The 26,164-nt window shown below is 63.5% G+C and carries 25 protein-coding genes; 6 read left to right on the top strand and 19 right to left on the bottom strand.

Annotation, left to right across the window (positions count from 1 at the left end; translation table 11 throughout):
* Position 1: 1 nt before the first annotated feature.
* The 7 genes from CRO75_RS06550 to CRO75_RS06520 all read right to left on the bottom strand — a co-directional run bounded on the left by CRO75_RS06550 (position 2) and on the right by CRO75_RS06520 (position 8,538).
* Positions 2-931, bottom strand: coding sequence for an aliphatic sulfonate ABC transporter substrate-binding protein (locus CRO75_RS06550; protein WP_097134786.1), 930 nt, complete (start codon positions 929-931; stop codon positions 2-4).
* Between the two features lie 163 nt (positions 932-1,094).
* Positions 1,095-2,108 carry an ABC transporter substrate-binding protein gene (locus CRO75_RS06545; protein WP_097134785.1) on the bottom strand — a complete coding sequence of 338 codons (1,014 nt, stop codon included), beginning with the start codon at positions 2,106-2,108 and terminating at the stop codon, positions 1,095-1,097.
* An 89-nt stretch (positions 2,109-2,197) separates the two neighbouring features.
* Complete coding sequence (locus CRO75_RS06540; RefSeq protein WP_097134784.1) at positions 2,198-4,858, bottom strand: TonB-dependent receptor; 2,661 nt, start codon at positions 4,856-4,858, stop codon at positions 2,198-2,200.
* A gap of 219 nt (positions 4,859-5,077) precedes the next feature.
* Entirely contained in the window at positions 5,078-6,037 is a 960-nt protein-coding gene (locus tag CRO75_RS06535; protein WP_097134783.1) for a FecR family protein, read from the bottom strand.
* A gap of 1 nt (position 6,038) precedes the next feature.
* A complete protein-coding gene (locus CRO75_RS06530) occupies positions 6,039-6,560 on the bottom strand; it encodes a sigma-70 family RNA polymerase sigma factor (RefSeq protein WP_097134782.1) in 522 nt (173 codons plus the stop codon).
* 219 nt (positions 6,561-6,779) lie between these two features.
* Positions 6,780-7,571: a PhnD/SsuA/transferrin family substrate-binding protein gene (locus CRO75_RS06525; RefSeq protein WP_097134781.1), complete on the bottom strand. Its 792-nt coding sequence runs from the start codon at positions 7,569-7,571 to the stop codon at positions 6,780-6,782.
* A gap of 22 nt (positions 7,572-7,593) precedes the next feature.
* Positions 7,594-8,538, bottom strand: coding sequence for a fatty acid desaturase (locus CRO75_RS06520; RefSeq protein WP_097134780.1), 945 nt, complete (start codon positions 8,536-8,538; stop codon positions 7,594-7,596).
* A gap of 372 nt (positions 8,539-8,910) precedes the next feature.
* Here CRO75_RS06520 and CRO75_RS06515 point away from each other — a divergent pair, with 372 nt between their 5' ends.
* Positions 8,911-9,348 (top strand): GNAT family N-acetyltransferase, encoded by a 438-nt coding sequence (locus CRO75_RS06515; protein WP_007925097.1) that lies wholly within the window; start codon positions 8,911-8,913, stop codon positions 9,346-9,348.
* Between the two features lie 84 nt (positions 9,349-9,432).
* Here CRO75_RS06515 and def read toward each other — a convergent pair whose 3' ends face one another.
* The 3 genes from def to CRO75_RS06500 form a co-directional block, all read right to left on the bottom strand.
* On the bottom strand, positions 9,433-9,972 hold the full coding sequence (gene def / locus CRO75_RS06510) for a peptide deformylase (RefSeq protein ID WP_009045216.1): 540 nt from the start codon (positions 9,970-9,972) through the stop codon (positions 9,433-9,435).
* Positions 9,973-9,974: 2 nt separating this feature from the next.
* On the bottom strand, positions 9,975-10,922 hold the full coding sequence (locus tag CRO75_RS06505) for a YihY/virulence factor BrkB family protein (protein ID WP_007925094.1): 948 nt from the start codon (positions 10,920-10,922) through the stop codon (positions 9,975-9,977).
* A gap of 173 nt (positions 10,923-11,095) precedes the next feature.
* On the bottom strand, positions 11,096-11,287 hold the full coding sequence (locus CRO75_RS06500) for a CsbD family protein (RefSeq protein WP_097134779.1): 192 nt from the start codon (positions 11,285-11,287) through the stop codon (positions 11,096-11,098).
* A gap of 226 nt (positions 11,288-11,513) precedes the next feature.
* Here CRO75_RS06500 and CRO75_RS06495 point away from each other — a divergent pair, with 226 nt between their 5' ends.
* A complete protein-coding gene (locus CRO75_RS06495; RefSeq protein WP_062824911.1) occupies positions 11,514-11,891 on the top strand; it encodes a hypothetical protein in 378 nt (125 codons plus the stop codon).
* 161 nt (positions 11,892-12,052) lie between these two features.
* On the opposite strand, the gene fadD1 is transcribed toward CRO75_RS06495, so the two are convergent.
* Complete coding sequence (gene fadD1, locus CRO75_RS06490; protein WP_097134778.1) at positions 12,053-13,741, bottom strand: long-chain-fatty-acid--CoA ligase FadD1; 1,689 nt, start codon at positions 13,739-13,741, stop codon at positions 12,053-12,055.
* Between the two features lie 389 nt (positions 13,742-14,130).
* Entirely contained in the window at positions 14,131-15,819 is a 1,689-nt protein-coding gene (gene fadD2, locus CRO75_RS06485; protein WP_097134777.1) for a long-chain-fatty-acid--CoA ligase FadD2, read from the bottom strand.
* Positions 15,820-16,030: 211 nt separating this feature from the next.
* Between fadD2 and CRO75_RS06480 the strand changes: the two genes are divergently transcribed.
* A complete protein-coding gene (locus CRO75_RS06480; protein ID WP_097134776.1) occupies positions 16,031-16,975 on the top strand; it encodes an alpha/beta hydrolase in 945 nt (314 codons plus the stop codon).
* A gap of 52 nt (positions 16,976-17,027) precedes the next feature.
* A complete protein-coding gene (locus CRO75_RS06475) occupies positions 17,028-17,498 on the top strand; it encodes a MaoC family dehydratase (RefSeq protein ID WP_007925083.1) in 471 nt (156 codons plus the stop codon).
* 56 nt (positions 17,499-17,554) lie between these two features.
* Here CRO75_RS06475 and CRO75_RS06470 read toward each other — a convergent pair whose 3' ends face one another.
* From CRO75_RS06470 to CRO75_RS06455, 4 genes are all read right to left on the bottom strand, one after another.
* Positions 17,555-18,418, bottom strand: a complete 864-nt coding sequence (locus CRO75_RS06470) for an HlyD family secretion protein (protein WP_062824907.1) — start codon at positions 18,416-18,418, stop codon at positions 17,555-17,557.
* A 10-nt stretch (positions 18,419-18,428) separates the two neighbouring features.
* Complete coding sequence (locus tag CRO75_RS06465; protein WP_007925079.1) at positions 18,429-18,635, bottom strand: DUF1656 domain-containing protein; 207 nt, start codon at positions 18,633-18,635, stop codon at positions 18,429-18,431.
* The gene (locus CRO75_RS06460; protein WP_085532026.1) at positions 18,622-20,610 is read right to left on the bottom strand and encodes an FUSC family protein; all 1,989 of its coding nucleotides are present in this window, start codon (positions 20,608-20,610) and stop codon (positions 18,622-18,624) included. The genes CRO75_RS06465 and CRO75_RS06460 overlap by 14 nt, the downstream gene beginning before the upstream one ends.
* 156 nt (positions 20,611-20,766) lie before the next feature.
* Positions 20,767-21,234: a PA2169 family four-helix-bundle protein gene (locus tag CRO75_RS06455; protein ID WP_062824905.1), complete on the bottom strand. Its 468-nt coding sequence runs from the start codon at positions 21,232-21,234 to the stop codon at positions 20,767-20,769.
* A 204-nt stretch (positions 21,235-21,438) separates the two neighbouring features.
* On the opposite strand from CRO75_RS06455, the gene CRO75_RS06450 reads away from it, so the two are divergent.
* Both CRO75_RS06450 and CRO75_RS06445 read left to right on the top strand, forming a co-directional pair.
* Entirely contained in the window at positions 21,439-21,675 is a 237-nt protein-coding gene (locus tag CRO75_RS06450; protein ID WP_007925076.1) for a DUF3820 family protein, read from the top strand.
* Between the two features lie 12 nt (positions 21,676-21,687).
* Positions 21,688-22,875 (top strand): aminotransferase class V-fold PLP-dependent enzyme, encoded by a 1,188-nt coding sequence (locus tag CRO75_RS06445; protein ID WP_097134775.1) that lies wholly within the window; start codon positions 21,688-21,690, stop codon positions 22,873-22,875.
* A 285-nt stretch (positions 22,876-23,160) separates the two neighbouring features.
* Here the strand turns inward: CRO75_RS06445 and CRO75_RS06440 are convergent, their stop codons facing one another.
* From CRO75_RS06440 to zwf, 3 genes are read right to left on the bottom strand one after another with little or no spacing between them, the layout of a single operon-like run.
* Entirely contained in the window at positions 23,161-23,826 is a 666-nt protein-coding gene (locus CRO75_RS06440; RefSeq protein ID WP_007921959.1) for a bifunctional 4-hydroxy-2-oxoglutarate aldolase/2-dehydro-3-deoxy-phosphogluconate aldolase, read from the bottom strand.
* 17 nt (positions 23,827-23,843) lie between these two features.
* Entirely contained in the window at positions 23,844-24,557 is a 714-nt protein-coding gene (pgl, locus tag CRO75_RS06435) for a 6-phosphogluconolactonase (RefSeq protein ID WP_097134774.1), read from the bottom strand.
* On the bottom strand, positions 24,544-26,013 hold the full coding sequence (zwf, locus tag CRO75_RS06430) for a glucose-6-phosphate dehydrogenase (RefSeq protein ID WP_062824901.1): 1,470 nt from the start codon (positions 26,011-26,013) through the stop codon (positions 24,544-24,546). The genes pgl and zwf overlap by 14 nt, the downstream gene beginning before the upstream one ends.
* Positions 26,014-26,164: the final 151 nt, after the last annotated feature.

Raw genomic sequence — 26,164 nt, 5'->3', positions numbered from 1 at the left:
CTCACTCGCTCTTGAACACGATCTGCTCGATCCGCACGGCCTTGGGGATCAAGTGGTTGGCGAGGAACAGGTCGGCGGTGCGCTGCTGGCTGGCCACGACCCGGGCATCGATGCCCTGCAGCGGCGAGCGCGAACGATGGCTGAAGTAGCTTTCCACCACCGGCCGTTGCAGGCCGAGGATGCGCGCCATGCTGTCGATGCTGGCGTCGCGCTGGTCGAAGGACAGCTGCTGGGCCGCGCCGAAGGCCTTGAGGATGGGGGCGACGGCAGCGCCGTGCTGGCGCACGAAGGCACCGCTGGCGATGTAGAAGCTGCCGCCGGAATCCAGGCCCTGGCCATCACTGAGCAGGCGTGCGCTGCCGTCGAGCAGGGCCGCCGAATAGTAAGGGTCCCAGATCACCCAGGCGTCCAGCTTGCCCTGCTCGAACGCCGCGCGGGCGTCGGCCGGCGACAGGTACACCAGGTTCAGGTCACTGAGTTTCAGCCCGGCGCGCTGCAGGCTCTTGAGGAAAAAATTGTGCGCGCTGGAGCCCTTGAGCAACGCCACCCGCTTGCCCTTGAGGTCGGCCAGGCTCTGCGCCTGGCTGTTCCTGGGTAGCAGGATGGCTTCGGTCTTGCCGTCGCTGGGCTCGACGCCGATGTACTGCAGGTCGATCCCCGCGGCCTGGGCGAAGATCGGCGGGATGTCGCCGATATTGCCCACATCGACGCTGCCGCCGTTCAGCGCCTCGATCAGCTGCGGGCCGCCGGGGAATTCGATCCATTGCACCTGGGTGCCCGGCAAGGCTTTCTCCAGCAACTGGTGCTCGCGGGCCAGGACCATGCTCACCGAACTTTTCTGATAGCCGATACGCAATTGCCCAGGCTTGGCGGCCAGGGCCAGCGAAGCGCAGAGCGTGAGACACAGGGTGACGATAAAACCTTTGAACATCGGTGACTCCCAAACCAATTAAAAACACAGCCCCCTGTAGGAGCGAGCTTGCTCGCGAAAGCGCTCTCCCTGGCACTGCGTGGTGGCCGCATCGCCAGCAAGCCTGGCTCCTACAGAAGCCAGAAATGCCACCGGCCAATGCAGGAGCAACAGCGGGATCGGCTTACAGCGCGGCGCTGACGCGGCTGGCGACTTCGCTCGGCACCCAGCCTTGCCAGACCTGCGGTTGCTCGCGCAGGAAGGCCTCGGCGACCTGGCGCGGTGGCTGGCGGGTTTCGCTCATCCGGCCCAGGGTGCGGTTCAGCAGGTCGATCGGCAGGTCGACCTTTTCAAAGAAACTCACCAGTTCCGGGTACTGCGCCTTGAACGGCGCGGACACGCCGATGGCCAGGTGCGCCGGCATCGAGCGGGTACCCCGCGGATGGGGGTTGTTGGCATCGGCCAGGGTCTTCCAGGCCTCGGCATCGAAGGCCGGTTCTTCGAGCTTCACCAGCTTGAACTTGCCCAGCAGCGGCGTCGGCGACCAGTAGTAGAACAGCACCGGTTTGCCACGGCGGATCGACGAGCTGACCTCGGTATCCAGGGCCGCGCCGGAACCGGTGCGGAAGTTCACGAAGCTGTCGCTCAGCCCATAGGCCTTGAGTTTCTGGCTGTTGACGATTTCCGAGGTCCAGCCGGTGGGGCTGTTGAGAAAGCGCCCACGGCCCGGGTCTTCCGGATCGCGGAACACCTCCTTGTAGCGCGCCAGGTCGGCCACCGATTTCAGCTCCGGCGCCAGCGGCTTGATGCCGCGCGCGGCGTCGCCCTTGATCACGTATTCCGGCACCCACCAGCCTTCGGTGGCGCCTTTGACCGTATCGCCCAGGCCGAACACCTTGCCCTCGGCTTCGGCCTTGACCCAGGCCGGACTGCGCCCGGCCCACTCTTCGCCGATCACCTGGATATCGTTCTTGGCCAGCGCCGCTTCGAGGCTGACGGTGCTGCCGGGCAGGGTCTCGGTTGGATAGCCGTAGCCCTTCTCGACGATCAGCCGCAGCACCTCGGTGATCAGGCTGCCGCTTTCCCAGGTGATGTCGCCGAAGTGGATCGGCGCCACCCGGTCCGCCGCCGGTGCCTGCTGGGCCAGCAGGCTGAAGGTCAGCAGCGAGGTGCCGAGCAGGTGTTTGATGATCTTCATGGTGAGCCTCTTGCTGGTTGTTCGTGGGTTTCAAGACCGCCGGGAAGGTCCTGCGGACCTTGGCGCAGCCTTCGGCAGCGGCTACAGGGTTAAAAGTCGTAGCTGAGCTTGGTGTAGTAGAACGCCCCCTCCGGCGCCGACGGCGACAGGTAACTGTACTGCTGCCCCGGGGTCTGGCGCAGGCGGCTGTTGAAGTCGTCGGGCTTACTGTCGAACAGGTTGTTGGCGCCCACCGACAGGCGCAGTTGCCGGGTGAAGGCGTAGTTGACGTCCAGGTCGGTGTTCCACTGCGCGGAGAAGGTCTGGTCGTACTGCGCGTTGGGCGCCGACGCCGCGTATTTGCGGTACTCGCCGTAGCGGGTCTCGGACAGCGCGATGGTCCAGGGGCCGTAGCGATGGATCGCCCCCAGCACCAGCTTGTCTTCGGGGTAGCCATGTTCGAGGAAGCCCTGGGCTTCGCGGGTCAGCACGTCGAAGCCGAACGGGTTGGAATGGATCTTCTCGATGGTGGTGCGCGCCTTGGTGTAGCCGGCCGACAGGCTCAGGGCGCCGTAGCGTTGCAGGTCGAGGTTGTACTTGCCGACGATGTCGACGCCGCGGGTGCGGGTGTCGGCGGCGTTGGTCATGAACTGCGCCCAGGTGTACTGGCCGAACCCGGCCTCGCTGAGAATCCGCTCGGCGTCCGGCCCGGAAATCCCGCCGCTGTAGAGCAGGCGGTCGCGGATGGAGATCTGGTAGGCGTCGATGGTCAGCGACGCCTGCTCGCTCGGCCGCAGCACCAGGCCCAGGGAATAGTTGGTGGACTTCTCCGGCTTCAGCGACTGCGCGCCCAGGGCGCGGGCTGCCGGGTGGTCGGCCGGGAGCATGCGGGTCAGCACCGGGTTGCCGTTGATATCGACGTTGGTAGTGGTGGTCCAGGAAGTGCCGATCTGCCCCAGGGTCGGCGCGCGATAGGCGTTGTTGACCGTGGCCCGCAGGCCTACCTGCGGGGTGAAGTCGTAGCGCGCCGAGAGCTTGCCGGTGGTGGCCGAGCCGAAGTCGGAATAGTGCTCGGTGCGCCCGGCAAGGCCGAGCTGGAACTTGTCGGTGACCTGGTTTTCCAGGCCGAAATACACCCCGCCGACATGCCGCTTGTAGGTCCCGGCATCGTCCGGGGTCAGGCCGGACGCCTGCACCGCGCCAACCTGCACGCCGTCGATGCCGCCGAAGGAATAGGAGGCATAGTCGCCCTCCTCCAGCCGGTACTGCTCGTCGCGATAGGCCACCCCCGCCGAGACGGTGAGCGGATGCTCCGACCAGACGACGTCCAGGTCCTTGGCGTAATCCAGGGTCAGGTTGGTCTGTTCGTTGACCAGCGTCGCCACGTCGAACTTGGTCGGGCTGTTGGCGCCGTAACTCGGGTTGACCGTGTTGAAGGCCAGTTCGTCATGCTTGTCGCGGCCGTAGGTGGCGCTGAGGTCAAAGCGCCCGATGCGCTCATCCTCGTAGCGGCTGCCCACGGTCAGCGCGCCATCCTCATAGCGGTAGCGGTACTTGGGAATGGTGCCGTTGGGGTAGATCGAGGCGACGTTGTTAGGGTTGCTGGCCAGCAGCGGCGGCGTGTTATTGACCGACTTGTCCTGGCCGAAGGTGGCAAAGCTGTAGAGCCGCCATTGATCGCTGAGGCCGACTTCGGCGTTGGCCGCCAGGTTGTATTTGTCGCGACTGGCGCCGCCCCAGCGCGGGTCCTGCAACTGGCCGCCGGCTTCATATTTGTCGCCGATGTCGGTGGGTTTGTTGTTCAGCCCGTTGAAGCTCAGGGTCAGGAAACCATCCCCCGGCAGGCCCAGGCCATACCAGCCGTCGGCGCTCTTGCTGAAGCCGTCGCCCTGGGCGTATTGGCCCAGCTGGGTGTTGAGCTGGCCGCCGCTGTCGCGTTCCTTGAGCACGATATTGACCACCCCGGCCACCGCGTCGGAACCGTACTGCGCCGAGGCGCCGTCACGCAGCACTTCGACATGGTCGATGGCGCTGATGGGGATCATGTCCAGGTCCACCGGCTGCGCGCCAATGAACGGCACGCCGCCGGAGATGTTGACCACCGCCGAGGCATGCCGGCGCTTGCCGTTGATCAGTACCAGGGTCTGGTCCGGCGACAGCCCGCGCAGGGAAGCGCCCTTGGGGTTCTGCCCGCGGGTGGCGCTCTGGTTCTGCGGAAAGTTGAACGACGGCAGCAGTTGGAACAGCGCCTGGTTGAGGCTGGTGGCGCCGGTCTGCACCAGCTCTTCGCTGTTGATCACGTCCACCGGCGCCGCGCTGGTCAGGGCCGTGGCGTCGCTGCGCCGGGTGCCGATGGCCACCACCCGGTCGAGGGTCGGCGCCGCGGCTTCGCTGGTCTGGGCCTGGGCCTTGGCCCTGCTGCCAGCCGAGCTCGCCGGTTGCGGGCCTTCCTTGATGATGAACGCGCCATCCGGGCTGACTTGCAGTTGCAGGCCAGTGCCGCGCAAGGCGGCCGCCACCGCCTGCTCGGCGGACAACGAACCGTCGACCGTGGCCGACGAGTAATTGCCCAGCTGCGGGGTAAAGGAAATCACCTGGCCGCTTTGCCGGCTGATGCTCAGCAGCACCTCGTCCAGCGGACCGGGTGCCAGGTGATATTGCTGCCGGGCGGCTTCGGCCCCCTGGGCGCCCGTGAAAAACACCGCGGCCAAGGGGCCGATGGCCAAGGCCAGGCGCGAACGACGCTGCACGGTTGTGGATATAGGTAACATGACTCCCCCCAAAGACATCCAACAACGCTGCTCCCCGCAGCGTTTACGGGAGTGATGTGCAACGGCCGGGGGAAAACTTGCAGATCGTTTGGTTATGGTCTTAGAACCACCGCACGCGGCGCAGGCCAATGCTTCTGCAGGAGCGCGCGCGATGCCGCCAATGCGGTGGACCAAGGAAACCGCCATTGCGGGCAAGCCTCGCGCCTACAGAAGCGGGTTTCAGGCGGCACTCAGGGTCACCCACAGCTCGGTATGGCGGGTGACGCGGATCGGCAAGGTACGGGCCAGGCTGTCGAGGATCTGTTGCGGGTTGTCCAGGCGGAACAGGCCACTGACCCGCAACCCGGCGATGGCCGGATCCAGGCGCAACACCCCGCGTCGATACGGGCGCAGTGCCTCGACCACCTCCGACAGCGGCGTGTCGCGCAGCTCCAGCAAACCATCGACCCAGGCCGTGGCACTGCCACGGCTCGGGCGCACCGGACCGAAATGCAAGGCGTCGTAGGCCACCTCATGGCCACCGGGCAATTGCAGGCGCTCGCCACCGCCCGCGGCGATGTCCAAGGGGCCGTTGAGGGCCGTGGCATGCCCCTGGCCATCGCGTTCGCGCACCAGCAGGCGGCTGCCCGTGGCCTGGATCCGTGCTTGCGCGGTGTGGATGAAAAACGGTCGGGCCGGATCGCTGGCCAGGTTCAGCAACACCTCACCGTCCAGCAAATGCACCACCCGACGCTGGCGATCGAAATCAATGTTCGCCGCGCTCCGGGCATTCAGGCGCAACTCGCTGCCGTCCGGCAGGATCAGCGACTGGCGCTGGCCGGTGCCGGTGTGCAGGTCCGCGGTCAGCTCGGCCAAAGGCAGGCCACGCTGGCTGACCAGCGCACCGGCGCCCAGTACCACCCCGGCGCCGAGCAAGGCCCGCTGCAGCACCTTGCGCCGACTGCTCGGCGCGTTCAGCGCCCGCTGCAACAGCTCGCCATCGACGCCCTGGGCAATCGGCACCTGGAACACCCCAAGGCGGGTTTCCAGCTGGCGACACAGTTGCTCGTGCCGCGGGTCCGCGTCGCGCCAGCGCTGGTAGGCACGACGCTCGGCCTCGCTGGCCTGCCCCGAATTCATCAGCACCCACCAGCGGGTGGCATCGTCGATCAGCTGTTCCCGACTCGGTTCGCGGCTCATGTCATTCCAGGCTCAGGCGCAGACAACGCTGGGCGGCCCGGGTCATGTAGTCGCTGACCGAACGTTGCGAAATGCCCAGTTGCTCGGCGATCTGCGGGTAGGTCAGGCCGTTGACCTGGGACAGCAGGAAGGTCGCCTTGACCTTGGCCGGCAGGCCGTCGAGCAGGCGGTCGATGACTTCCAGCGCCTCGAGCATCTGCGCCAGGTCCTGGGGCGAGGGCTGCACGGCTTCGTCGTCATGCTGCACGGCGTCGAGGTAGGCCCGCTCCAGGTCGCGGCGGCGCCACAGCTGATACACCAGGCGTTGCGAAATGGTGGTCAGCAGGGCCCGTGGCTGACGAATCGGCAGCACTTCGGGCCTGCTCAACAGCTGGACGAAGGTATCGGCGGCAATGTCTTCGGCGCTCGCGCTGGCATCCAGGGAGTGATGCAGGTGGTAACGCAGGCGGCTGCACAGCCAGTCGTAATGACTGCGGAACAGAGCGCCCACATAGTCGCTGTGGGTCGTGTCGGCGCCGGACATAGTGGCTCCAATGAAGAAGGTTGCGCGGTATGTCCGGTGTTCCGGTGCGGCGATCCTAACAAGGAAGGCTTATTCTTTAATAATATTTAAATTTCATTTTTATAGAATTTTAAGGAATTAAAAAAATAGCGCCCGATGGTTTTTTTCGCGGGCAAGCTCGCTCCTACAGGGTATGCACAGACCGCAGGAGCGAGCCTGCTCGCGATAGGGTCGAAGGCATCAACGTAGCCGTGCGTAACCCAGTTCTTCGGCTTCGCGCTGATAGTCGAGCAGGATCTGGTAGTCCGCCTCAGTGGCCGGCAGCACCTCGCGCAGGCCGAGGGTTTCGGCCACTGCGGGCAGTGCCAGCAGCGCCTGGTTCATCGCCGCGCGAATGCCTTCGGCCTGTTCCTCGCCAAGGCCGGCCACACCGATATAAGGCAGGGTCGGGCTGAAAGCGCTGCGCGCGATCACCCGCAGGCCGGCCACCTCCTCCTCGGCATAACGCGCCAGGTAGGCGAAGGTCACGCTGTCGATGGCGGCCAGGTCGGCCCGCCCTTCGCGCAGCCAGCGCAGGCTTTCCCGGTGGCTGCCGCTGATGCCGACACTGGCGAAAAACCGGCCGTCGCGCTGCAGCGGCGCGAGGCGCTGGCGCAGCAGGTTCATGCCGCTGTTGGAGTCTTCGCCATTGATCACCCCGCGACTGCCTTGCAGGGCCTGCAAGGTCCGGCGCGGGTCGTCATCGCGACCGAGCAGCAGGCTGCAATGATTGCCGGCGGTGCTGTCCGGCAGTTCGTAACGCGGCCGGCCGATCACCCGGACCTGGCCGCGCAGGGCGGTCATCAGCGGGTAACCGCAGGTCTGGGTCAGCAGCAGGCGCGGCGACAGCCACAGCTGCATCAGGTCCAGTTCCCGGGCATCGAGCCGGTCACCGTCGAGGCGCCGCAGGATCGCCGCCAGCCACTGCTCATTGGCCTGGCGCACCGGCTCGGGGGCGACGTACATCAGAAGTTCGGCATAACAAGCGGTCATGGTTCAGGCTCTTCGGGCACGACTACAGGGCGAAGGGATGTTCCGGGCTGTCGATCGGCGTGAGGGCATGGCGCCGCAACAGCTCGCCATACCCCTGCACCACAAAGCCGCCGCTGCGCGCCTGCCATTGTTCGCGGCGCTGCCGATAGGCCCGTGGCAGGCAATACCACGGCAGCCCGGGCAAATCATGGTGCACCAGGTGCAGGTTGAGGTGCAGGAACAGCCAGCTCCAGGGCCATGCTGCTTCGTTGAGCACCGTGCGCTGCTCCACCCGGGCATGGGGGCGGTGTTCGTAGTAGGAACGGACCATCGCCACCGACAGCGCCGGCACGCTCACCAGCAGCAGGTAATGCCAGGCCGGCAACACACTGTAGCGGGTAATGAAGGCCAGCATCAGCAGGGTCAGCGCACCATGGGTCAGCCACATCAGCCAGGCCTGGCGTTGCCCCTGGCGCAGGCGAGCCCCTTCCTCCCGCGCCAGCGCCAGCAAGGCCAGGGGCGCGCCGAGCAGCAGCCGCCCCAGCAGGGTCTTGTTCAACCAGTGCAGGCCCTGCTCGAACAGCGAACGGCTGTGCCATTGCCGCTGGCCCAGGTAACGGCTCTCCGGGTCGCGACCGGGCAGGGTCAGGTCTTCGTCACGGTGATGCTGCAGGTGGCTGTCGCGGTACAGGGTATAGGGGTACCAGACGGCAAACGGCGCATAACCCAGCAGCTTGTTGAGCCACAGCCAACGCGTGGGATGGCCGTGCAGCAGCTCATGCTGCACCGACAGCCACAGCACCAGGAGCGGAATCAGCAACAAGGTACTGGGCCACAGCCCCAGCAGCGGGCTGGCCAGCAGCACGGCGAACCAGCTGGCGCTGGTGCCGATCAGCAACAGCCAGGTGGGCCATTCGGTGCGGGCGGTGAAGCTCTGGCGCAGGGTGTCGATTTGTTCGCGGTGCAGCGGATCAAAGTAATGGGCCATGGCGCTACTCAGGACAGGGGCTGGCCGAGGGGCGAACCTTCGGCGTCTTGCTGTTCTGTGCAACGAGAAGGGGAAAACTTGCAGATCGATGGGTTATTTACTTAGAAGCTAGAAGCAAAAACAAGGAAGCCCGCGGGGCGGGCTTCGTAGGGGATCAATGACCGAAAATATTGTGCTCGGTCTTCTTGGCTTTCTTGTCCGCGCGCTTTTCATCGGCGGTCCGGCTGGGTTTTTTCTTCGCCGTCTTTTTGGCATTCATACCTTTGGACATGATGCACACTCCACTCGCAGGGGATCGTTCATCTGGTATACACCTATCCCGCGCACTTCGTACTTTTATAATCACCGCCCAGGCCCACCCTGCGAAAACCCATGCCCGACACCCAATACCTGCTGCTTGCCGACACCCTGCGACCGCTGCTGAACAAGTTCTATCGCGCCCATAACTCGCCAATGCGCGCGGCCGGCGAAGGGCAATCCTGGGTGGCGAAACGGGGAGCGATCATTGCCGGGCTGAACCTCACGCCCATCGCCCAGGGCCACTGGCTGACCGGGCTGTTCGTCGACCCGGCCCATCGCGGCCAGGGCATTGCCGCGATGCTGGTCGAACGGGCACGCGCGCAGCTGCCGGGGCCGCTGTGGCTGTTCTGTCATCCGGACCTGCAAGCCCTGTACGAACGCATGGGCTTTGCCACCGCCCCCGCCCTGCCCCAGGCCCTGGCGGATCGCCTGGAGCGTTATCGCAGGAGCAAGAGCCTGATCGCCATGGGCATCGATCCTTTGGTCAGCTCGACCCGCGACAGGGTGTGATCACGGGCCCTGGAGCGCGGACCCACCTCGGCGGCAAACCGGCCTCCGGCAGGTCCATGAAACCGACGTTTCTGGCTGTCTGTTTCAATCGTCGGCGTGGGGATCGAGGTCGGGGAACATTACTTCGGTAAAACCGAACTTGCTGAAGTCGCGGATCCGCGACGGGTACAGGCGTCCGATCAGGTGATCGCATTCGTGCTGCACCACCCGTGCGTGGAAACCCGAGGCCAGGCGCACGATCGGTTCGCCCCTGGGGTCGACGCCTTCGTAGCGAATGTGCTGATAACGCTCGACCGCGCCGCGCAGCCCCGGCACCGACAGGCAGCCTTCCCAGCCTTCTTCCAGCACCGGGCTCAAGGGCGTGATCAGCGGATTGATCAGGATGGTCTGCGGCACGGCCTCGGCTTGCGGGTAACGCTCACTGTGCTCGAAACCGAAGATCACCAGTTGCAGGTCGACGCCGATCTGCGGCGCGGCCAGGCCGACCCCGCCGACGCTTTCCATGGTCTGGAACATGTCGTCGATCAGTTGCCACAGCTCGGGGCTGTCGAACATCTCGGGCGGCACCGGTGGCGCAATGCGCAGCAGGCGCTCGTCGCCCATTTTGAGGATTTCACGGATCATGATCAGACTTCGTCAGTGGTCGGCTTGAGCGAGTGGTCCCGGCCCAGTCCCGATACGTGTTGTTTGGGTTCGTCGTGCTCGCCGGGCACCCTTTCTCCAGGGTTCTTGCCGTCGGACGACATGTGCTCGATCGCCGCATTCATCTCGGCCCCCAGCAACAGCACCGCCGAGGAAATATAGAAGTACAGCAGCAGGACGATGATCGCTCCGATACTGCCATACATGGCGTTGTAGTTGGCAAAGGTCTTCACATAGAAGGCGAAGCCCAACGAGGCGATGATCCACACCACCACCGCCAGCACCGAGCCCGGGGTGATGAAGCGGAACTCCTGCTTCACGTCGGGCATCACGTAGTAGATCAGCGCCACGGCGACCATCATCAGGATCACGATCACCGGCCAGCGCAGGATGGTCCAGACCGTGACGATAAAGTCCTCCAGGCCGACCTGCGCGGCGATCCAGCCCATCACCTGCGGGCCGAGCACCATCAAGGCCGCGGCCGCCAGGAGCATGCCGGCGATGCCGATGGTGTAGAAAATCGACAGCGGAAAACGTTTCCACAACGGGCGTTTTTCCACCACGTCATAAGCGGCGTTCATCGCGCTCATCATCAGCCGCACGCCGGCCGAGGCGGTATACAGGGCAATCACGATACCCACCGACAGCAGGCCGCCCTTGGATTGCTGCAACTGGTCGATCACCGGGTTGACCTGCTCCAGCGCCTGGGGCGGCAACACCAGTTCCGATTGCAGGCGCAACCAGGAGAAGAAGTCCGGCAGGTGCAGGAAACCGATCAAGGCGATCAGGAACAGAATGAAGGGGAACAACGAAAACAGCATCTGATAGGCCAGTGCCGAGGCGTAGGTCGACATTTCATCGTCGATGAACTCAGTGACCGTGCGCACCAGCACACGATGCAGGGGCAGGCCTTTCAAATTCGGCAAGAACATAGCGTCTCCTTTCGCCGCAAGAATTCAGGGTCGGTGGCGACTCAGGGGCCGTTTTGTACAACAAACTAGCCTAGTTTGGCGATTTTGAACCGTTTCGTCCTGTTTGGGTGCCATGGCCGATGTAAAAACGGCCATCCGAGGATGGCCGTCGTGTCGCAGTGCGAGCCAGTGAATCAGGCCTTGTCGATGGTCTTTTTCACCGCATCCTTGGCCTTGCCGAGGGTTTGCTGCGCTTCACCTTTCTTTTCCTGAATCTTGCCTTCGGTTTCCAACCGATCGTTATCAGTCGCTTTGCCGACTCCTTGCTTGATATTGCCAACGGCCTCATTGGCCAGGCCTTTTGCCTTGTCTGCTGTGCTGCCCATGGTGTTTCTCCGTAGATCCATAGATCCGTAGAACAATCGAGGGTTTGGGGTCCTGCCCTGAGGTTGACCCAAGGCCGTTGCGCGGAGTTTCAATTATTTTCAGCGGGGCCTTTCATCGCCTTATTTGCCCGCCGCACGCAGGTTGCGCTTTATGTTTGGCGACCAACCCACGAGAATGCGCAACGTATTCAGGCACTGCGCTGAAGATCCAATCCGTAGGAATGTTATGAAACTCGATAAAAAGCTGGCCATCGCCCGCCGGAACCAGGAACTGGGCGGTGCGGTGCTGGGCGTCAACAACTGCCACTTCGCGGAACTGAGCCGCAGCCGCAATATCTGGTGGTTCGATCTGCCGGTCGGCCGCCTGGCCATCGGGCAGTACGAATGGGTCCACCTGCTGCTGTACACCCCGGGCACCGACCAGTTGCTGCACCTGAAAGTGCCGACCCTGTTCCTGCGGGAAAAGCTCGAAGGCCTGGTGGTACGCAACGCTGGCAAGCGCAAGGCGGCCCTGAGCCTGGAACTGAGCGCCGACAAGGACTCGTTCCTGAAGGACGTGCGCCCCGCCGGCACCGGCGTGAACTTCGCGCAGTTCCAGCAGTGATCCACCTGTAGCCGCTGCCGCAGGCTGCGCAAGGTCCGCAGGAGCTCCTGCGCCGGCAAGAACAGCGCCCTCTGCGAGGTCGATCGCAGCCTTCGGCAGCGGCTACACAAACACCCAATAAAAAGCCCCGCGGATGCGGGGCTTTTTGTTTGCCTAGCGTGTTACTTCTTCACGCCCAGCTTTTTCAGCTCTTCGTCGCGCAATTCGCGACGCAGGATTTTGCCGACGTTGGTGGTCGGCAGCGCATCGCGGAACTCGACGGCCTTGGGCACCTTGTAGCCGGTGACGTTGGCGCGCATGTGCTCCATCACTTGCTCCTTGGTCAGGGTCACGCCTGGCTTGGCGACGATGAAGATCTTGATCGACTCGCCCGACTTCTCGTCCGGCACGCCGATCGCCGCGCACTGCAACACGCCCGGCAGGCCCGCCAGCACGTCTTCCAGCTCGTTCGGATAAACGTTGAAACCGGAGACCAGGATCATGTCTTTCTTGCGATCGACAATGCGGATGTAGCCATCAGGCTGGATCAGCGCGATATCACCGGTCTTCAGCCAGCCGTCGCTCATCACCTCGTCGGTGGCGTCCTGGCGCTGCCAGTAGCCCTTCATGACCTGCGGGCCCTTGACGCACAGCTCGCCGATTTCGCCCAGGGGCAGCTCGGTGCCAGCGTCGTCGATGATCCGGCACAGGGTCGACGGCACCGGGATGCCGATGGTGCCGATCTGGATGTTCTGGATCGGGTTGACGGTGGCCACCGGGCTGGTTTCGGTCATGCCGTAACCTTCGCAGATCGGGCAACCGGTCACGTCTTTCCAACGCTCGGCCGCCGCCAGTTGCAGCGCCATGCCGCCGGACAGGGTGACTTTCAGCGCCGAGAAATCCAGCTTGCGGAAGGCTTCGTTGTTGCACAGGGCGACGAACAGGGTGTTGAGGCCGACAAAACCGCTGAACTTCCACTTCGACAGTTCCTTGACCATCGCCGGCAGGTCGCGCGGGTTGCTGATCAGGATGTTGTGGTTGCCGATCAGCATCATCGCCATGCAATGAAAGGTGAAGGCATAGATGTGGTACAGCGGCAGCGGGGTGATCAGGATCTCGCAACCCTCATTGAGGTTGGAGCCCATCAGCGCCTTGCACTGCAGCATGTTCGCCACCAGGTTGCGATGGGTCAGCATCGCGCCCTTGGCCACGCCGGTGGTGCCGCCGGTGTATTGCAGCACGGCGACATCGCTGCTGGCCGGGTTGGCGTCCTTGACCGGCTGGCCGTGGCCCTGGCTCAGCACGTCGTTGAACTTGACGGCCTTGGGCAGGTGATAGGCCGGCACCATCTTCTTCACGTACTTGATGACACTGTTGATCAGCAGGCGCTTGAGCGGTGGCAGCAGGTCCGCCACTTCAGTGACGATCACATGCTTGACGCCGGTCTTGGGCACCACGGCTTCGGCCAGGTGCGCCATGTTGGCCAGGCAGACCAGGGCCTTGGCGCCGGAGTCGTTGAACTGGTGTTCCATTTCCCGCGCGGTGTACAGCGGGTTGGTGTTGACCACGATCAGGCCGGCGCGGATGGCGCCGAATACCGCGACCGGGTACTGCAGGACGTTGGGCAGTTGCACGGCGATTCGATCGCCGGGTTGCAAATCGGTATGCTGTTGCAGGTACGCGGCAAAAGCACCGGACAGTTCGTACAGCTCACCGTAGGTGAGTGTCTTGCCGAGGTTGCTAAAGGCCGGTTTGTTGGCAAAACGTTGGCAGGACTGCTTCAACACCGCCTGAATATTCGGATACTCGTCTGGATTGATATCGGCAGCAATCCCAGCTGGGTACTTATCCTTCCAAAAGTCTTGGATCATGGAAGCCCACTCCTCAGCAACGCGAATTCGTCAGCGCATTTGATGCGATTATTATTTGTGTGTGTTTTTTATTGATGTCTATTGTTGGTGAGTCTGGCTGTCTACATAGGCCGAGAAGTCACAAAGCGCGCCGAGAGTAGCAGCTTTGCCAAAGGCCGCCTAGAGCCAAAATCGGCCAAAACAGTCACTTTTGTGACTCAAGAATATTTAATAGTCACTTTTAGAGTAAAAATTCTATCCAGCCGTGCAAGGCTCTGGAATGGGCTTTTCGACCCTTCAAAAGCATCGCGAGCAAGCTCGCCCCTACAGGAAATGTACGGTTCCCTGTAGGGGCGAGCTTGCTCGCGATAGCCGCGCTATAGCGCGGGACTGTTACATGCGGTGAAACATCAGGCGATGTCGCGCAACTCCCGGCGCAGGATCTTGCCTACCGGCGTCATCGGTAACGACTCACGCAACACGATGTGTTTCGGCACCTTGTAGCCAGTGAAGTTTTCCTTGCAGTAGGCCTTCAGCTCTTCGAGGCTGACCCCTGACTCGCGGGCCACCACGAACAGCTTCACCGCCTCCCCCGAACGCTCGTCCGGCACGCCGATCACCGCGCAGTTGGCGACTTTCGGGTGGGCCATTACCACGTCCTCGATTTCATTGGGGTACACGTTGAAACCCGAGACGATAATCATGTCCTTCTTGCGATCGACGATACGCACGAAGCCATCCGGATCGATCACCGCGATATCGCCGGACTTGAACCAGCCCTCGGCATCCAGCACCTCCTCGGTGGCCTCCGGTTTCTGCCAGTAGCCTTTCATGATCTGCGGCCCCTTGATGCACAGTTCGCCGCGCTCGCCCAGCGGCTGCTCGACGCCCTCATCGTCGATGACCTTGAGGGTCGTGCCCGGCACCGGCAAGCCCACCGAGCCCAGGCGCGACTGGTCGCCGTAAGGGTTGGTGCAGGCCACGGGCGAGGTTTCGGTCAGGCCGTAGCCTTCGGTGATACGACAGCCCGTCACCTGCGCCCAACGCTCGGCGGTGGCCTTGACCAACGCCGTGCCCCCGGAGTTGGTGAACTTGAGATTGGAGAAGTCGAGGGTCTTGAACTCGGGATGATCCATCAGCGCGGTGAACAGCGTGTTCAGCCCCAGCAGCGCCGAGAAGCGCCACTGCTTCAGCTCCTTGATGAAACCGCCGATGTCCCGCGGGTTGGTGATCAGCACGTTGTGGTTGCCGGTGACCATCATGCACATGCAGTTCGCGGTGAAGGCATAGATGTGGTACAGCGGCAACGGCGCGATCATCACCTCCTGGCCTTCGTGCAGCAGCGGATGGCCATCCGGGCCCCGTTGCTCGAGGCAGGCACGGACCTGTTGCATGTTGGCCACCAGGTTGCCGTGGGTCAGCATCGCACCCTTGGCCAGCCCGGTGGTGCCGCCGGTGTATTGCAGCACGGCGACGTCGTCCAGGCGGGCGTTCAAAGGCTTGATCGGCTGGCCACGGCCCAGGCGCAGCGCGCTCTTGAAGGAAACGGCCTGGGGCAAGCGATAGGCCGGCACCATTTTCTTGACCTTGTCGACCAGGGTATTGACCAGCCAGCCCTTGGCGGACGGCATCAGGTCGCCCATCTTCGCCTCGATCAGGAACTGGATATCGGTCTCGGGCAGCACTTGCTCGACCTTCTGCCCGAACAGGTTCATGTACACCAGGGCTCGCGCTCCGGAATCCTTGAACTGGTGGCGCATTTCCCGGGTGGTGTACAGCGGGTTGGTGTTGACCACGATCAGCCCGGCGCGCAAGGCGCCGAACACGGCGATCGGGTAATGCAGGACATTGGGCATCTGCACCGCGATACGATCGCCCGGCACCAGGTCGGTGCTGCTCTGCAGATAACCGGCAAAGGCCGCGCTGTAGCGCTCCAGCTCGGCGTAGGTCATGGTCACGCCCATGTTGCTGAAGGCCGGGCGGTCGGCGAATTTCTTGCAGGAACGCTCGAACACCTCGATCACCGACTTGTAGGCCCCCAGATCGATATCGGTGGGCACTCCGGCCGGGCGTTTGTCATTCCAGAAATCAGGCTGCATTGTTCTTGTCCTCGTTACCTGAGTTGTCCGGGCCGCTTCTCTCACGCTACGAAAGGCGGGGCTCTGCGGACGTTAGCAGCTATGAGGGATAGGGCAAATAAGGCCGGGTGCGTCATTGATAACGTGAATCTTGCCGCCATGGCGCGCGCGGATCGGACGGGGCCGCGACGATGAGCTATACAATGCAACGACCCCGTGCAAAGGAATCGCCATGATCCACCACTCTTTCTGGCTGACCGCGAGCGACCACAGCCAGCTCTACGTCAACCAGTGGCTCCCGGCGGCCCCGCTCAAGGCCGTGATCCTGCTGGTCCACGGCATGGCCGAACACAGCGGGCGCTACGCCAGGCTGGCACAGGCACTGTGCAATGAAGGCTACGGGGTCTATGCGCTGGACCTGCGCGGCCACGGCAAGACCGCCGAGCACGGGGTACTCGGGCACTTCGCCGACGATGACGGCTGGTGCAAGGTGGTTGGCGACCTGGCCAGCCTCAACCAGCACATTGGCCAGCAGCACCCGGGAATCCCGATCGTGCTGCTGGGCCACAGCATGGGCAGCTACATCGCCCAGGCCTACCTGCTGCACCACAGCGCCAGCCTCGACGGGGCGATCCTCAGCGGCTCGAATTTCCAGCCGGTGGCGCTGTACCGCGCGGCCCGCCAGATCGCCCGCTTCGAACGCTGGCGCCAGGGCCCCCTGGGACGCAGCGCGTTGATCGAATGGCTGTCCTTCGGCTCGTTCAACAAAACCTTCAAACCCAACCGCACCGCCTTCGACTGGCTCAGCCGCGACCCCGACGAAGTCGACAAATACGCCCACGACCCGCTCTGCGGCTTTCGCTGCAGCAACCAGCTGTGGGTCGACCTGCTGGGTGGCCTGCAGCAAATCAGCAAGGCCTCCAACCTGGCCCAGATCGATCCGGGCCTGCCATTGCTGGTGATCGGCGGAGAATGTGATCCGGTGAGCAATGGCATACGTCTCAAGGATCTGGCCGGTGCTCTGCGCGAGGCCGGCAGCCAGTGCCTGCAGCTCACTATCTACCCGCAGGCGCGGCACGAATTGTTCAATGAAAGCAACCGCGACGAAGTGACTGCCGATGTACTGGCCTGGCTCGACCAGGCCCTGCGGCATCGCCGACCGCCGAAGACTGAATGACCCTGCTTCAAACCAATATGCCAATCAACGCTCAGCACAGGACTTGAGAGAGATGACCCAGGTTACCAACACCCCGTACGAAGCCCTCGAAGTCGGCCAGACCGCCAGCTACAGCAAGCATGTGGAAGAGCGTGACATCCAGCTGTTCGCCGCCATGTCCGGCGACCACAACCCGGTGCACCTGGACGCCGAATTCGCCGCCGCCAGCATGTTCAAGGAGCGTATCGCCCACGGCATGTTCAGCGGTGCGCTGATCAGCGCCGCGGTGGCCTGCGAGCTGCCTGGGCCGGGCACCATTTATATCGGCCAGCAGATGAGCTTCCAGAAGCCGGTGAAGATCGGCGACACCCTGACCGTGCGCCTGGAAATCCTCGAAAAACTGCCGAAGTTCCGCGTGCGTATCGCCACCCGCGTGTTCAACCAGCGCGATGAGCTGGTGGTGGACGGCGAAGCCGAAATCCTCGCCCCGCGCAAACAGCAGACCGTCACCCTGCCGACCTTGCCGGCCATCAATATCGGCTGAGCCGCCCTGTAGCCGCTGGCGCAGCCTCGCAGGCTCGGCAGCGGCTACAGGCGGGATTAGCGACTCCCCTCCTCCACCTGCACGCTCGCCGTCATCCCGGCGCTCAGGTTGACGCCTTCGGGCACCTTGTCGAACCTGATGCGCACCGGAATCCGCTGCGCCAGGCGCACCCAGTTGAAGGTCGGCTCCACCTCCGCCAGCAGTTGCCCGTCCGGCGTGGTGTTGCGGTCGGTGATGCCGCGGCTGATGCTTTCCACATGCCCCTGCAAGGCTTCTCCAGCGCTCATCAGCCACACCTTGACCGGGTCGCCGACCTTGATCCGCGGCAGTTTGGTTTCCTCGAAATAGGCCTGCACGTAGAAAGTCGAATCGTCGATCAGGGCCATCACCGATTGCCCGGCGTTCACATAGTTGCCTTCGGCCAGGCGCAGGTTGGTGATGTGCCCGCTACGCGGCGCGCGGACCTGGCTGCGCGCCAGGTTGAGTTCGGCGACCTTGGCGTCGGCCTGGGCCTGGCGCAGCTCGCCACGGGCCACCCCGGCATTGATCTGCGCGTTCTCCCGCAGCTCGGCGCTGATCGCCTGCGGGCCTAAGCTGGCCCGGCGGCTGGCTTCGTGCTCTTTCAGGCTGAGTTGCTGCTGGCGGGTCTGTACCACCGCCTGGGCCTTTTCCAGCGCCGCCTCGAAGCGGTCGCGGTCGATGCTCAGCAACAGGTCGCCGGCCTTCACCGCCTGGTTGTCATAGGCCTTGAGTTCACGCACCCAGCCCGACACATCGGGGGCGACTATCACCACGTCGGCGCGAATCCGCGCATCCCGGGTCCAGGGCGTGAGCATGTAGTACTGCCACAGATGAAAGCCGGCAAACAGCGCCGCAGCCACCAGGCACAAAGTAAAAGCGATACGCACGGAGGCACGCATGAACAACTCCTTATAAAGGTCCGAGTACGACAGTGACCAACGTCAGGACACAGACGTACAAGGCCACATCGAACAGTGCTTCGTGCCAGATCCAGCGCCCCAGTGGCGTTGCGCGCAACAGCATGCGCAACACCCCGGTCAGCACCAGCGCCAGCACCACATAAATCAGAAACGGGCTGAGCAACACTCCGCCCAGCGACCACTCACGCAGCCCCATGGTTTTCCTCCTGCTGCCGGCACCAGGTGCGCCAGCTCTTCTGCAACTGCACCACCGCGCCCTGGGCCAGCTTCAACGCGTCGCTCGGCGGTTGGCTGCCCAGGGCCTCGAGCAAGGCCGTGCTGGCATCGGCCAGCGCATCGCCGCGACCGGCGGCCGGCCCTTGTTCCAGCACCTGTTCCAGATGCTCGAAATAACGTCGCTGCGAAGCATCCGCGGACACCTGGGCCACCGCCAGGCTCAACCGCAGATGCATCAGTTCATCGCCGATATCCAGGCCCAGCAGGCCATCGTCCCAGCGGCTGCGCGCCTGCTCCGGCAATTCCGGGTAATGCCGCGCCAATTGCAGCAGGCGATCGGCCATGCGCCCGCCGAACCAGCTTTCCGCGCCACGCAGGTTGCGCCGGGTCAAGCGCACCAGGTCCTGCAGGGTCGCCGCCAGCAGGCGCCGCCCGTGCCAGGCCGGGTCGCGCAGGATCAGCAGGTGAAACGCCAACACCGCGGCGCCTACGCCGAGCACCATCGCCTGGGCGCTGTTGAAGAAATTCGCCACGTCGAACGTCATCGGGTTCTGCGGTGAAATCAGCACCACGAAGTGCAGGCAGAACGAGGTCGCCGTGGCGCCGATCTGCGGTTTGGCCATGCCCAGCGCGCCGAAAAACAACGGCACGCCCATGGCCATCGCCAGCAGGGCGAAACTGCTCCACTGCGGCAGCAGGATCTGCCCGACCATGAAGGCCGCCGGAATCGCCAGGAAGATGCCACGCATGAAACTCATGCCGATCTGCGCGCCGTTTTCGCGACTGGCGAACAGGCCGCACACCACGCAGGTCAGCAGCATCGCCCCCGAGGCCGCCGGCCAGGCCGTGGCCAGCCAGAAGCAGGCCACGGTGAGGAAAGCCAGGGCGCTGCGCGCGCCAAACAGCAGCGCCAGCGACAGATCGCGATGGGGGCTCAAGGTCGCCGGCTGCTCCACCGGCGCCTTGCCCTCCTCCACCGCCCGCAGCGCCGCGCCGGCGGCCAGGGCGGTATCCAGCAACAGGGTGAAACGGGCCAGGCAATAGCTTTGCGCCGAGCTGATCGCCGAGTCATGGGAAGCGTCCAGCAACTGCGGTCGCAACGCCTGCAAGGTCGGTTTGTCCATGGCCGCCAGGGCGTGCTGCACTTGCTCCATCCACGGCGCCAGCTGCTGCGCCTCGGCCTGGTCCAATTGCTTCCATTGCCGGCGTACCGAACGAGAGATCCGCAGCAGCATCAGCAGCTTCTGGCTCAGGCCGCTGATCGCCCGCGCCCGCTGCCGCCCCGATGGACCTTCGAACCAGGCATGTTCGCGCTGGGAGTCCACGGCGACGATGCGCCCGAGGATTTCCAGCAGGCCCTTGCGCGCCTGGGCATCGCCGGCCAGGGTCGCCCGCGCCGCCTGCATCCCGCTTTGCCAGGCGCTGCGTGCCTGGGCGGTCAACTGCCGCTCGACCCGCATCGGCCAGAGCAAGGCACTGCTGGCGGTGGCGCAAATGATGCCCAGGGAAATTTCCGTGCAGCGCGCCACGGCCTGGTCGAAGATCGACAACGGATGGGAGATCGCCGGCAAGGCGATGATCGCCACGGTGTAGCCGGCCAGTACGAAGGAATAGGACCAGGCGCTGCGCAGCAGGGTCGAACTGGCGGTGCACAGCCCCAGCCACAGCGCCAGGGCCAGCAGGAACAACCACGGTGTCTGGGCGAACAGCCCCATGAACAGCACCGACATGCAGGTTCCCACCAAAGTCCCCACCAGCCGCGCCATGCCCTTTTGCAGGACCATCCCGGACAGCGGCTGGGCGACGATGATCGCTGTCATCAGGGCCCAGGAAGGCTGCTGCAGGCCCCAGCGCATGGCCAGCCACAACGCCAGCCCGGCGCCGAGCACGGTCTTGATCGCGAACTGCACGGCCGCAAGATTGGGGGCGAACAACGCCTGCAAAGTGATACGCACGAAAAGAACCCTGGAAAGGACAAAACAACGATAGATGCACGGGAGCGAGAGATGATGCCCGCAAATTATTAGCTAGCTAACTATCAGTCGTCCAGTATTAATTTCAAGCCATAAAAAAACGCCAGACAGGCTGGCGTTTTTGACAGGTTTGACCCGTTATGAACGGGCGCGGGCCTGGTTACGCAGGGCTTTGACCTGATCGTGGTTGCGCTGTACACCATGGTACTGACGCTCCACCAGGTCACGAATGCCGACCAGGTTGTGTTTGCTGATTTTCTCCAGCGCATCCTTGTAGGCCTTCAGGGCGTGGTCTTCACCGCGCTCGGCTTCGTTGAGCACCGCTTCTTCGTCCTTGCCGGTCAGCAGGGACTTGAGGTCGACCCAACGGCGGTGCAGGTCGCCACTGACGCTGGTGGAGGTCTCCGGATCGCCGCCCAACGAACGCACGCTGGCCTGCAATTCGGCCGCGGCGGTGGCGCAATCGGCGGAGCGCTTGACGAACAGCGCTTTGAGCTCAGGCTGCTTGATGTCTTCTGCGCAGGTCTTGAACCCCTCCTGACCGTCCTTACTGGTTTCGATCAGATCGTTGAGGATCGAAATCGCTTCTTTGTTGATGTCAGTCATTTTTCATTCCTTCCAGGTTGAGGGAGTTGTCATAGGTGTTGCACCCTGCATGCCAGTCTTGGAATTAAAATTTCCTGTTATTTTTCAAATAGTTAAATTTTATGCCGCTTTCTGTATCCGCGTTATTTGCATGATCTGTCATTTGGCCTGCATGCAGAATGCCTGTATTTTCCAAGGTGTTCGTCACCTCAACAGACAGCCGCCATGAATCCCGAAAAACTTGAACTTCTGGTCACCCGCGAAATGCCCTACGGCAAGTACAAGGGCCGCATCCTCGCCGACCTGCCCGGCCCCTACCTGAACTGGTTCGCCCGCGAAGGTTTCCCCCACGGCGAGCTGGGCGGCCTGCTGGCCTTGATGCAGGAAATCGATCACAACGGCCTCTCCGATCTACTGGACCCGCTGCGCGCCAAACACGGCAAACCCAAACCCCGTCATTAAACAGAGCCCGCCATGCCAAGCAATGCCCAACTCGCTCGCGACGAAGACTATTGGTGGGCGATTGCCCGGCGGTATGACCTCGAACCCGGGCCGATCAACCTGGAAAACGGCTATTTCGGGCGCATGAGCCGCGCCGTGGTCGAGGAATACCAGCGCCAGATCGACTTCGTGAACCGCAGCAACTCGGTGCATGTGCGCCAGCATTTCGAACAGATCGGCAATTTGCAGATTCGACAGCAATTGGCCGAACTGGTCGGTGTCGACCGCCAGGCCATCGCCCTCACCCGCAGCGCTTCAGAGGCGCTGCAATCGCTGATTCGCAACTACAACCGCCTCCAGCCGGGCGATCAGGTGCTGCTCAGCGACCTGGAATACGACAGCGTCAAGGGGGCCATGCGCTGGCTGGCGCGCCATCGCGGGGTCGAGGTCATCGAGATCGAACATGCTCATCCGGCAAGCTTCGACAGCCTGCGGGCCAGTTATCGCGAGGCCTTCGAGCGCTACCCGCGACTGAGACTGATGGCCCTGACCCACGTCACCCACCGCACCGGGCTGGTGCTGCCGGTTCAGGCCATTGCCCTGGATGCCCGCGAACGGGGAATCGACGTCATTCTCGACGGCGCCCACGCCCTGGCCCAGGTCGATTTCGAGCTCAGTGAACTGGGCGTGGCGTTCGCCGGCTATAACCTGCAGAAGTGGATTGGCGCGCCGCTGAGCCTGGGTTTTGTCTATATCGACCCGCAACGCCTGGCCGATATCGATCCGGACATGGGCGAGCAACGTTATGCCTTGGACGATATCCGCTCGCGGGCGCCGTATGGCACGCCGAACATCCCGGCCTGGCTGACCTTGCCCCGGGTGTTCGAGGAACACCGCGGCATGGGCGGCTCGGCCCTCAAGGGCGCACGCCTGAATTACCTGCGCGACCTGTGGGTGAGCCAGGTGCGCGACCTGCCCGGCATTGAAGTCATGACCCCGGACGATCCACGGCTGTATTGCGGCATCACCTCGTTTCGCTTCACCCGCCAGCCGGACCAGCAGGCGATGGCCGAGCGGCTGCTCCAGGAATACAACCTGTTCACCGTGGCGCGCAGCGGTTCGCGTTGCGGGCCTTGTATCCGGGTGACACCGGGCTTTACCACGCCGAGCGCGGATATCCAGATGCTGGTCGAGGCATTGACCGAACTGGCGGCCCAGTAACCTGTAGCCGCTGCCGCAGGCTGCGACAGGTCAGAAGGACCTTCTGCGATCCTGAGAACGCTACGGCCTTTCGGCCGATCGCAGCCTGCGGCAGCGGCTACAGGCAGTAACGGGCATCCCATCGCGTTGCCCGCCCCGGCGTCATCGCGCGCAAGCTGCGCTCCTACAGAAGACCCGGCGTCGCCAGGCAGCTTTTCTCCAGGCAAAAAAAAACGGTGCACCGACCAAGCGCACCGTAAAGCCGTAGAACACACCAACGAATCTTTGAAAAAAGCAGGAAAGCTGTCAGTCCAGCAGAGCCAGGGCCTCGGCCGTGCACTCCTGGATCCGCGCCCAGTCGCCGTTCTTGATCCACTCAGGATCGAGCATCCAGCTGCCGCCGACGCACATCACGTTCTTCAACGCCATGTAGCTCTTGATATTGGCCGGGCCGACACCGCCGGTCGGGCAGAACTTCACCTCGCCGAACGGACCGCCCAGGGCCTTGATCGCGGCCACGCCGCCGCTGACTTCCGCCGGGAACAGCTTGAAGCGGCGATAGCCCAGGCTGTAACCCTCCATGATCCCGGAGGCATTGCTGATCCCCGGCAACAGCGGAATCGGGCTGGCGACGCTGGCTTCCAGCAGGTCGCGGGTAATGCCCGGGGTGACGATGAACTGCGAGCCGGCGGCTTCGGCGGCGGCCAGCATCTGGCGATCGAGCACGGTACCGGCGCCGGTCACCAGCTCCGGACGCTGCTCGCGCAGGATCTGGATGGCCTTGAGGCCGAACTGCGAGCGCAAGGTCACTTCCAGCGCGGTCAGGCCACCAGCGGCCAGGGCGTCGGCCAGGGGCAGCACGTCCTGTTCGCGGGCGATGGTGATCACCGGCAGAATCCGCGCCTTGGCGCAGAGGCTGTCGATCAGGGCAACTTTGTCCGCCATGGAAACGGTCGGTTGTGGGATTGTCATAGCGGCTGATCCTTGGCTCATGGGCACCAGTAAATCTCTAACGGAGGTTGCAGGAAGGCACGAATCGGCATCGCGGCGACATCGTCACCGGCCAGTGCGGCACTCAGGGTGGTCAATTTGGATTGACCGGAAATCGACAGCACGCTGTAGGTGGCCGAGGCCAGCAAGGCGCGGCTCATGCTCAGGCGCTGATGGGGCACGCTCGGCGCCAGCATCGGCCAGCAGCGCCGCTGGCCGTCGGCCCGCAGGGCTTCGGTCAGGTTCGGGCTGTTGGGGAACAGGGAGGCGGTGTGACCGTCGTCGCCCATGCCCAGGATCAGCACGTCGATGGCCGACAACTCGGCCAGCAGACGATCGGCCTGCTCCGCGGCCTGTTCGAGGTTCGCCGCGGCGTTGTACAGGCTGAGGAACTTCGCCTTGGCCGCCGGCCCTTGCAGCAGGTAGCGCTTGAGCAGGCCGGCGTTGCTGTCGGCATGTTCGACCGGGACCCAGCGCTCGTCCGCCAGGGTGATCAACACCTTGGACCAGTCCAGGTGCTGCTTGGCCAGGTGCTGGAAAAACGCCACCGGGCTGCGCCCGCCGGACACCACCAGGGTGGCTTCGCCGCGCACCTGGATCGCCTGGCTCAGTTGCCCGGCCACCTTCAGCGCCAGGCCTTCGGCCAGCAGCGCCGGGCTGTGGAACTCGTGGGCATGCACGCCCGCGGGCAGTTTCAATTTAGATATCGCCATACCATGACCTCCCGTCCCGCGTGATCAGTGCGATGGAGCTCATCGGCCCCCACGACCCGGCCGCATACGGCTTGGGTGCATCGCCGGATTTCTTCCACCCGGCGATCAGCTGGTCACACCACTTCCACGCGGCTTCGATTTCATCTTTGCGGACAAACAGGTTCTGGTTGCCACGCATCACTTCCAGCAACAACCGCTCGTAGGCATCGGGAATCCGCGCGCTGCGATAGGTATCGGAAAAATTCAGCTGCAACGGGCCGCTGCGCAGTTGCATGCCCTTGTCCAGGCCTTGTTCCTTGGTCATCACCCGCAGGGAGATACCTTCGTCCGGCTGTAGGCGGATGATCAGCTTGTTGCTGATCTGCAGGCGCTGCTCGGGGGCGAAGATGTAGTGCGACGGCTCCTTGAAGTGGATGACGATCTGCGACAGCTTCTGCGGCATGCGCTTGCCGGTACGCAGGTAGAACGGCACCCCGGCCCAGCGCCAGTTGCGGATGTCGGCCCGCAGGGCGACGAAGGTTTCGGTGTCGCTCTGGGTGTTGGAATTCTCTTCCTCCAGATACCCCGGCACGGCCTTGCCTTCGCTGTGCCCGGCGATGTACTGGCCACGCACCACCTGGGTGGTCAGGCCTTCCGGGCTGATCGGCGCCAGGGCCTTGAGCACCTTGACTTTCTCGTCACGGATGCTGTCGGCCGAGAGGTCGGCGGGCGGGTCCATGGCGATCAGGCAGAGCAGTTGCAGCAGGTGGTTCTGGATCATGTCCCGCAGCTGGCCGGCCTTGTCGAAGTAGCCCCAGCGGCCTTCGATGCCGACCTTCTCGGCCACGGTGATTTCCACGTGGGAGATGTAGTTCTGGTTCCACTGGGTCTCGAACAGGCTGTTGGCGAAACGCAGGGCGATCAGGTTCTGCACCGTCTCCTTGCCCAGGTAGTGGTCGATGCGATAGATGCGGTTCTCCGGGAAGAACTGCGCCACCGCGTCGTTGACCTTGCGCGACGATTCCAGGTCCGAACCGATGGGCTTTTCCAGCACCACGCGGGTGTTTTCGGCCAGGCCGGCCTTCGACAGGTTCTCGCAGATCGCCCCGTACACCGCCGCCGGCGTGGCGAAATAGGCGATCAGGCGTTGCTCGCGCCCGGCCAGCTCGGCCAGGGCCAGGTAATCCTCGGCCTTGAGGAAGTCCACGTGCAGGTAGGTCAGGCGCGCCAGGAAGCGCTCCAGCACCGCCGCGTCGATCTCCTTGGCACCTACATACTTGCGCAATTGCGCTTCAATGAAAGACAGGTGCTGCTGTTCGCTGCCCGGCTCGCGGGCCAGGGCCAGAATGCGCGTGTCGTCATGCAGCAGGCCGGCGCCATCGAGTTGGTAGAGGGCAGGAAACAATTTGCGAAGCGCCAGATCGCCCAGCGCGCCGAACAAGGCAAAGGTGCACGGTTCAACCGTTATCGAAGGCATGATGTTTGTTCTTTTATCAAGTTAAGCTACAAATACCTTTTTTCAAGGCATCACTCAAGGGAAAATGTAGTAATAACCACAACATTTTAGCAAAATACAGATTCGAAGTGGTGGTCCGTCGGAGCCATCAGTAGGATAGGCCACCGCCAAA

The sequence above is a fragment of the Pseudomonas sp. LAMO17WK12:I10 genome, assembly GCF_900215185.1.
GTDB lineage: Bacteria > Pseudomonadota > Gammaproteobacteria > Pseudomonadales > Pseudomonadaceae > Aquipseudomonas > Aquipseudomonas chlororaphis.
The sequence above is the reverse complement of the archived record's forward strand: the minus strand, read 5'-3'. Positions and strand labels throughout refer to the sequence as shown.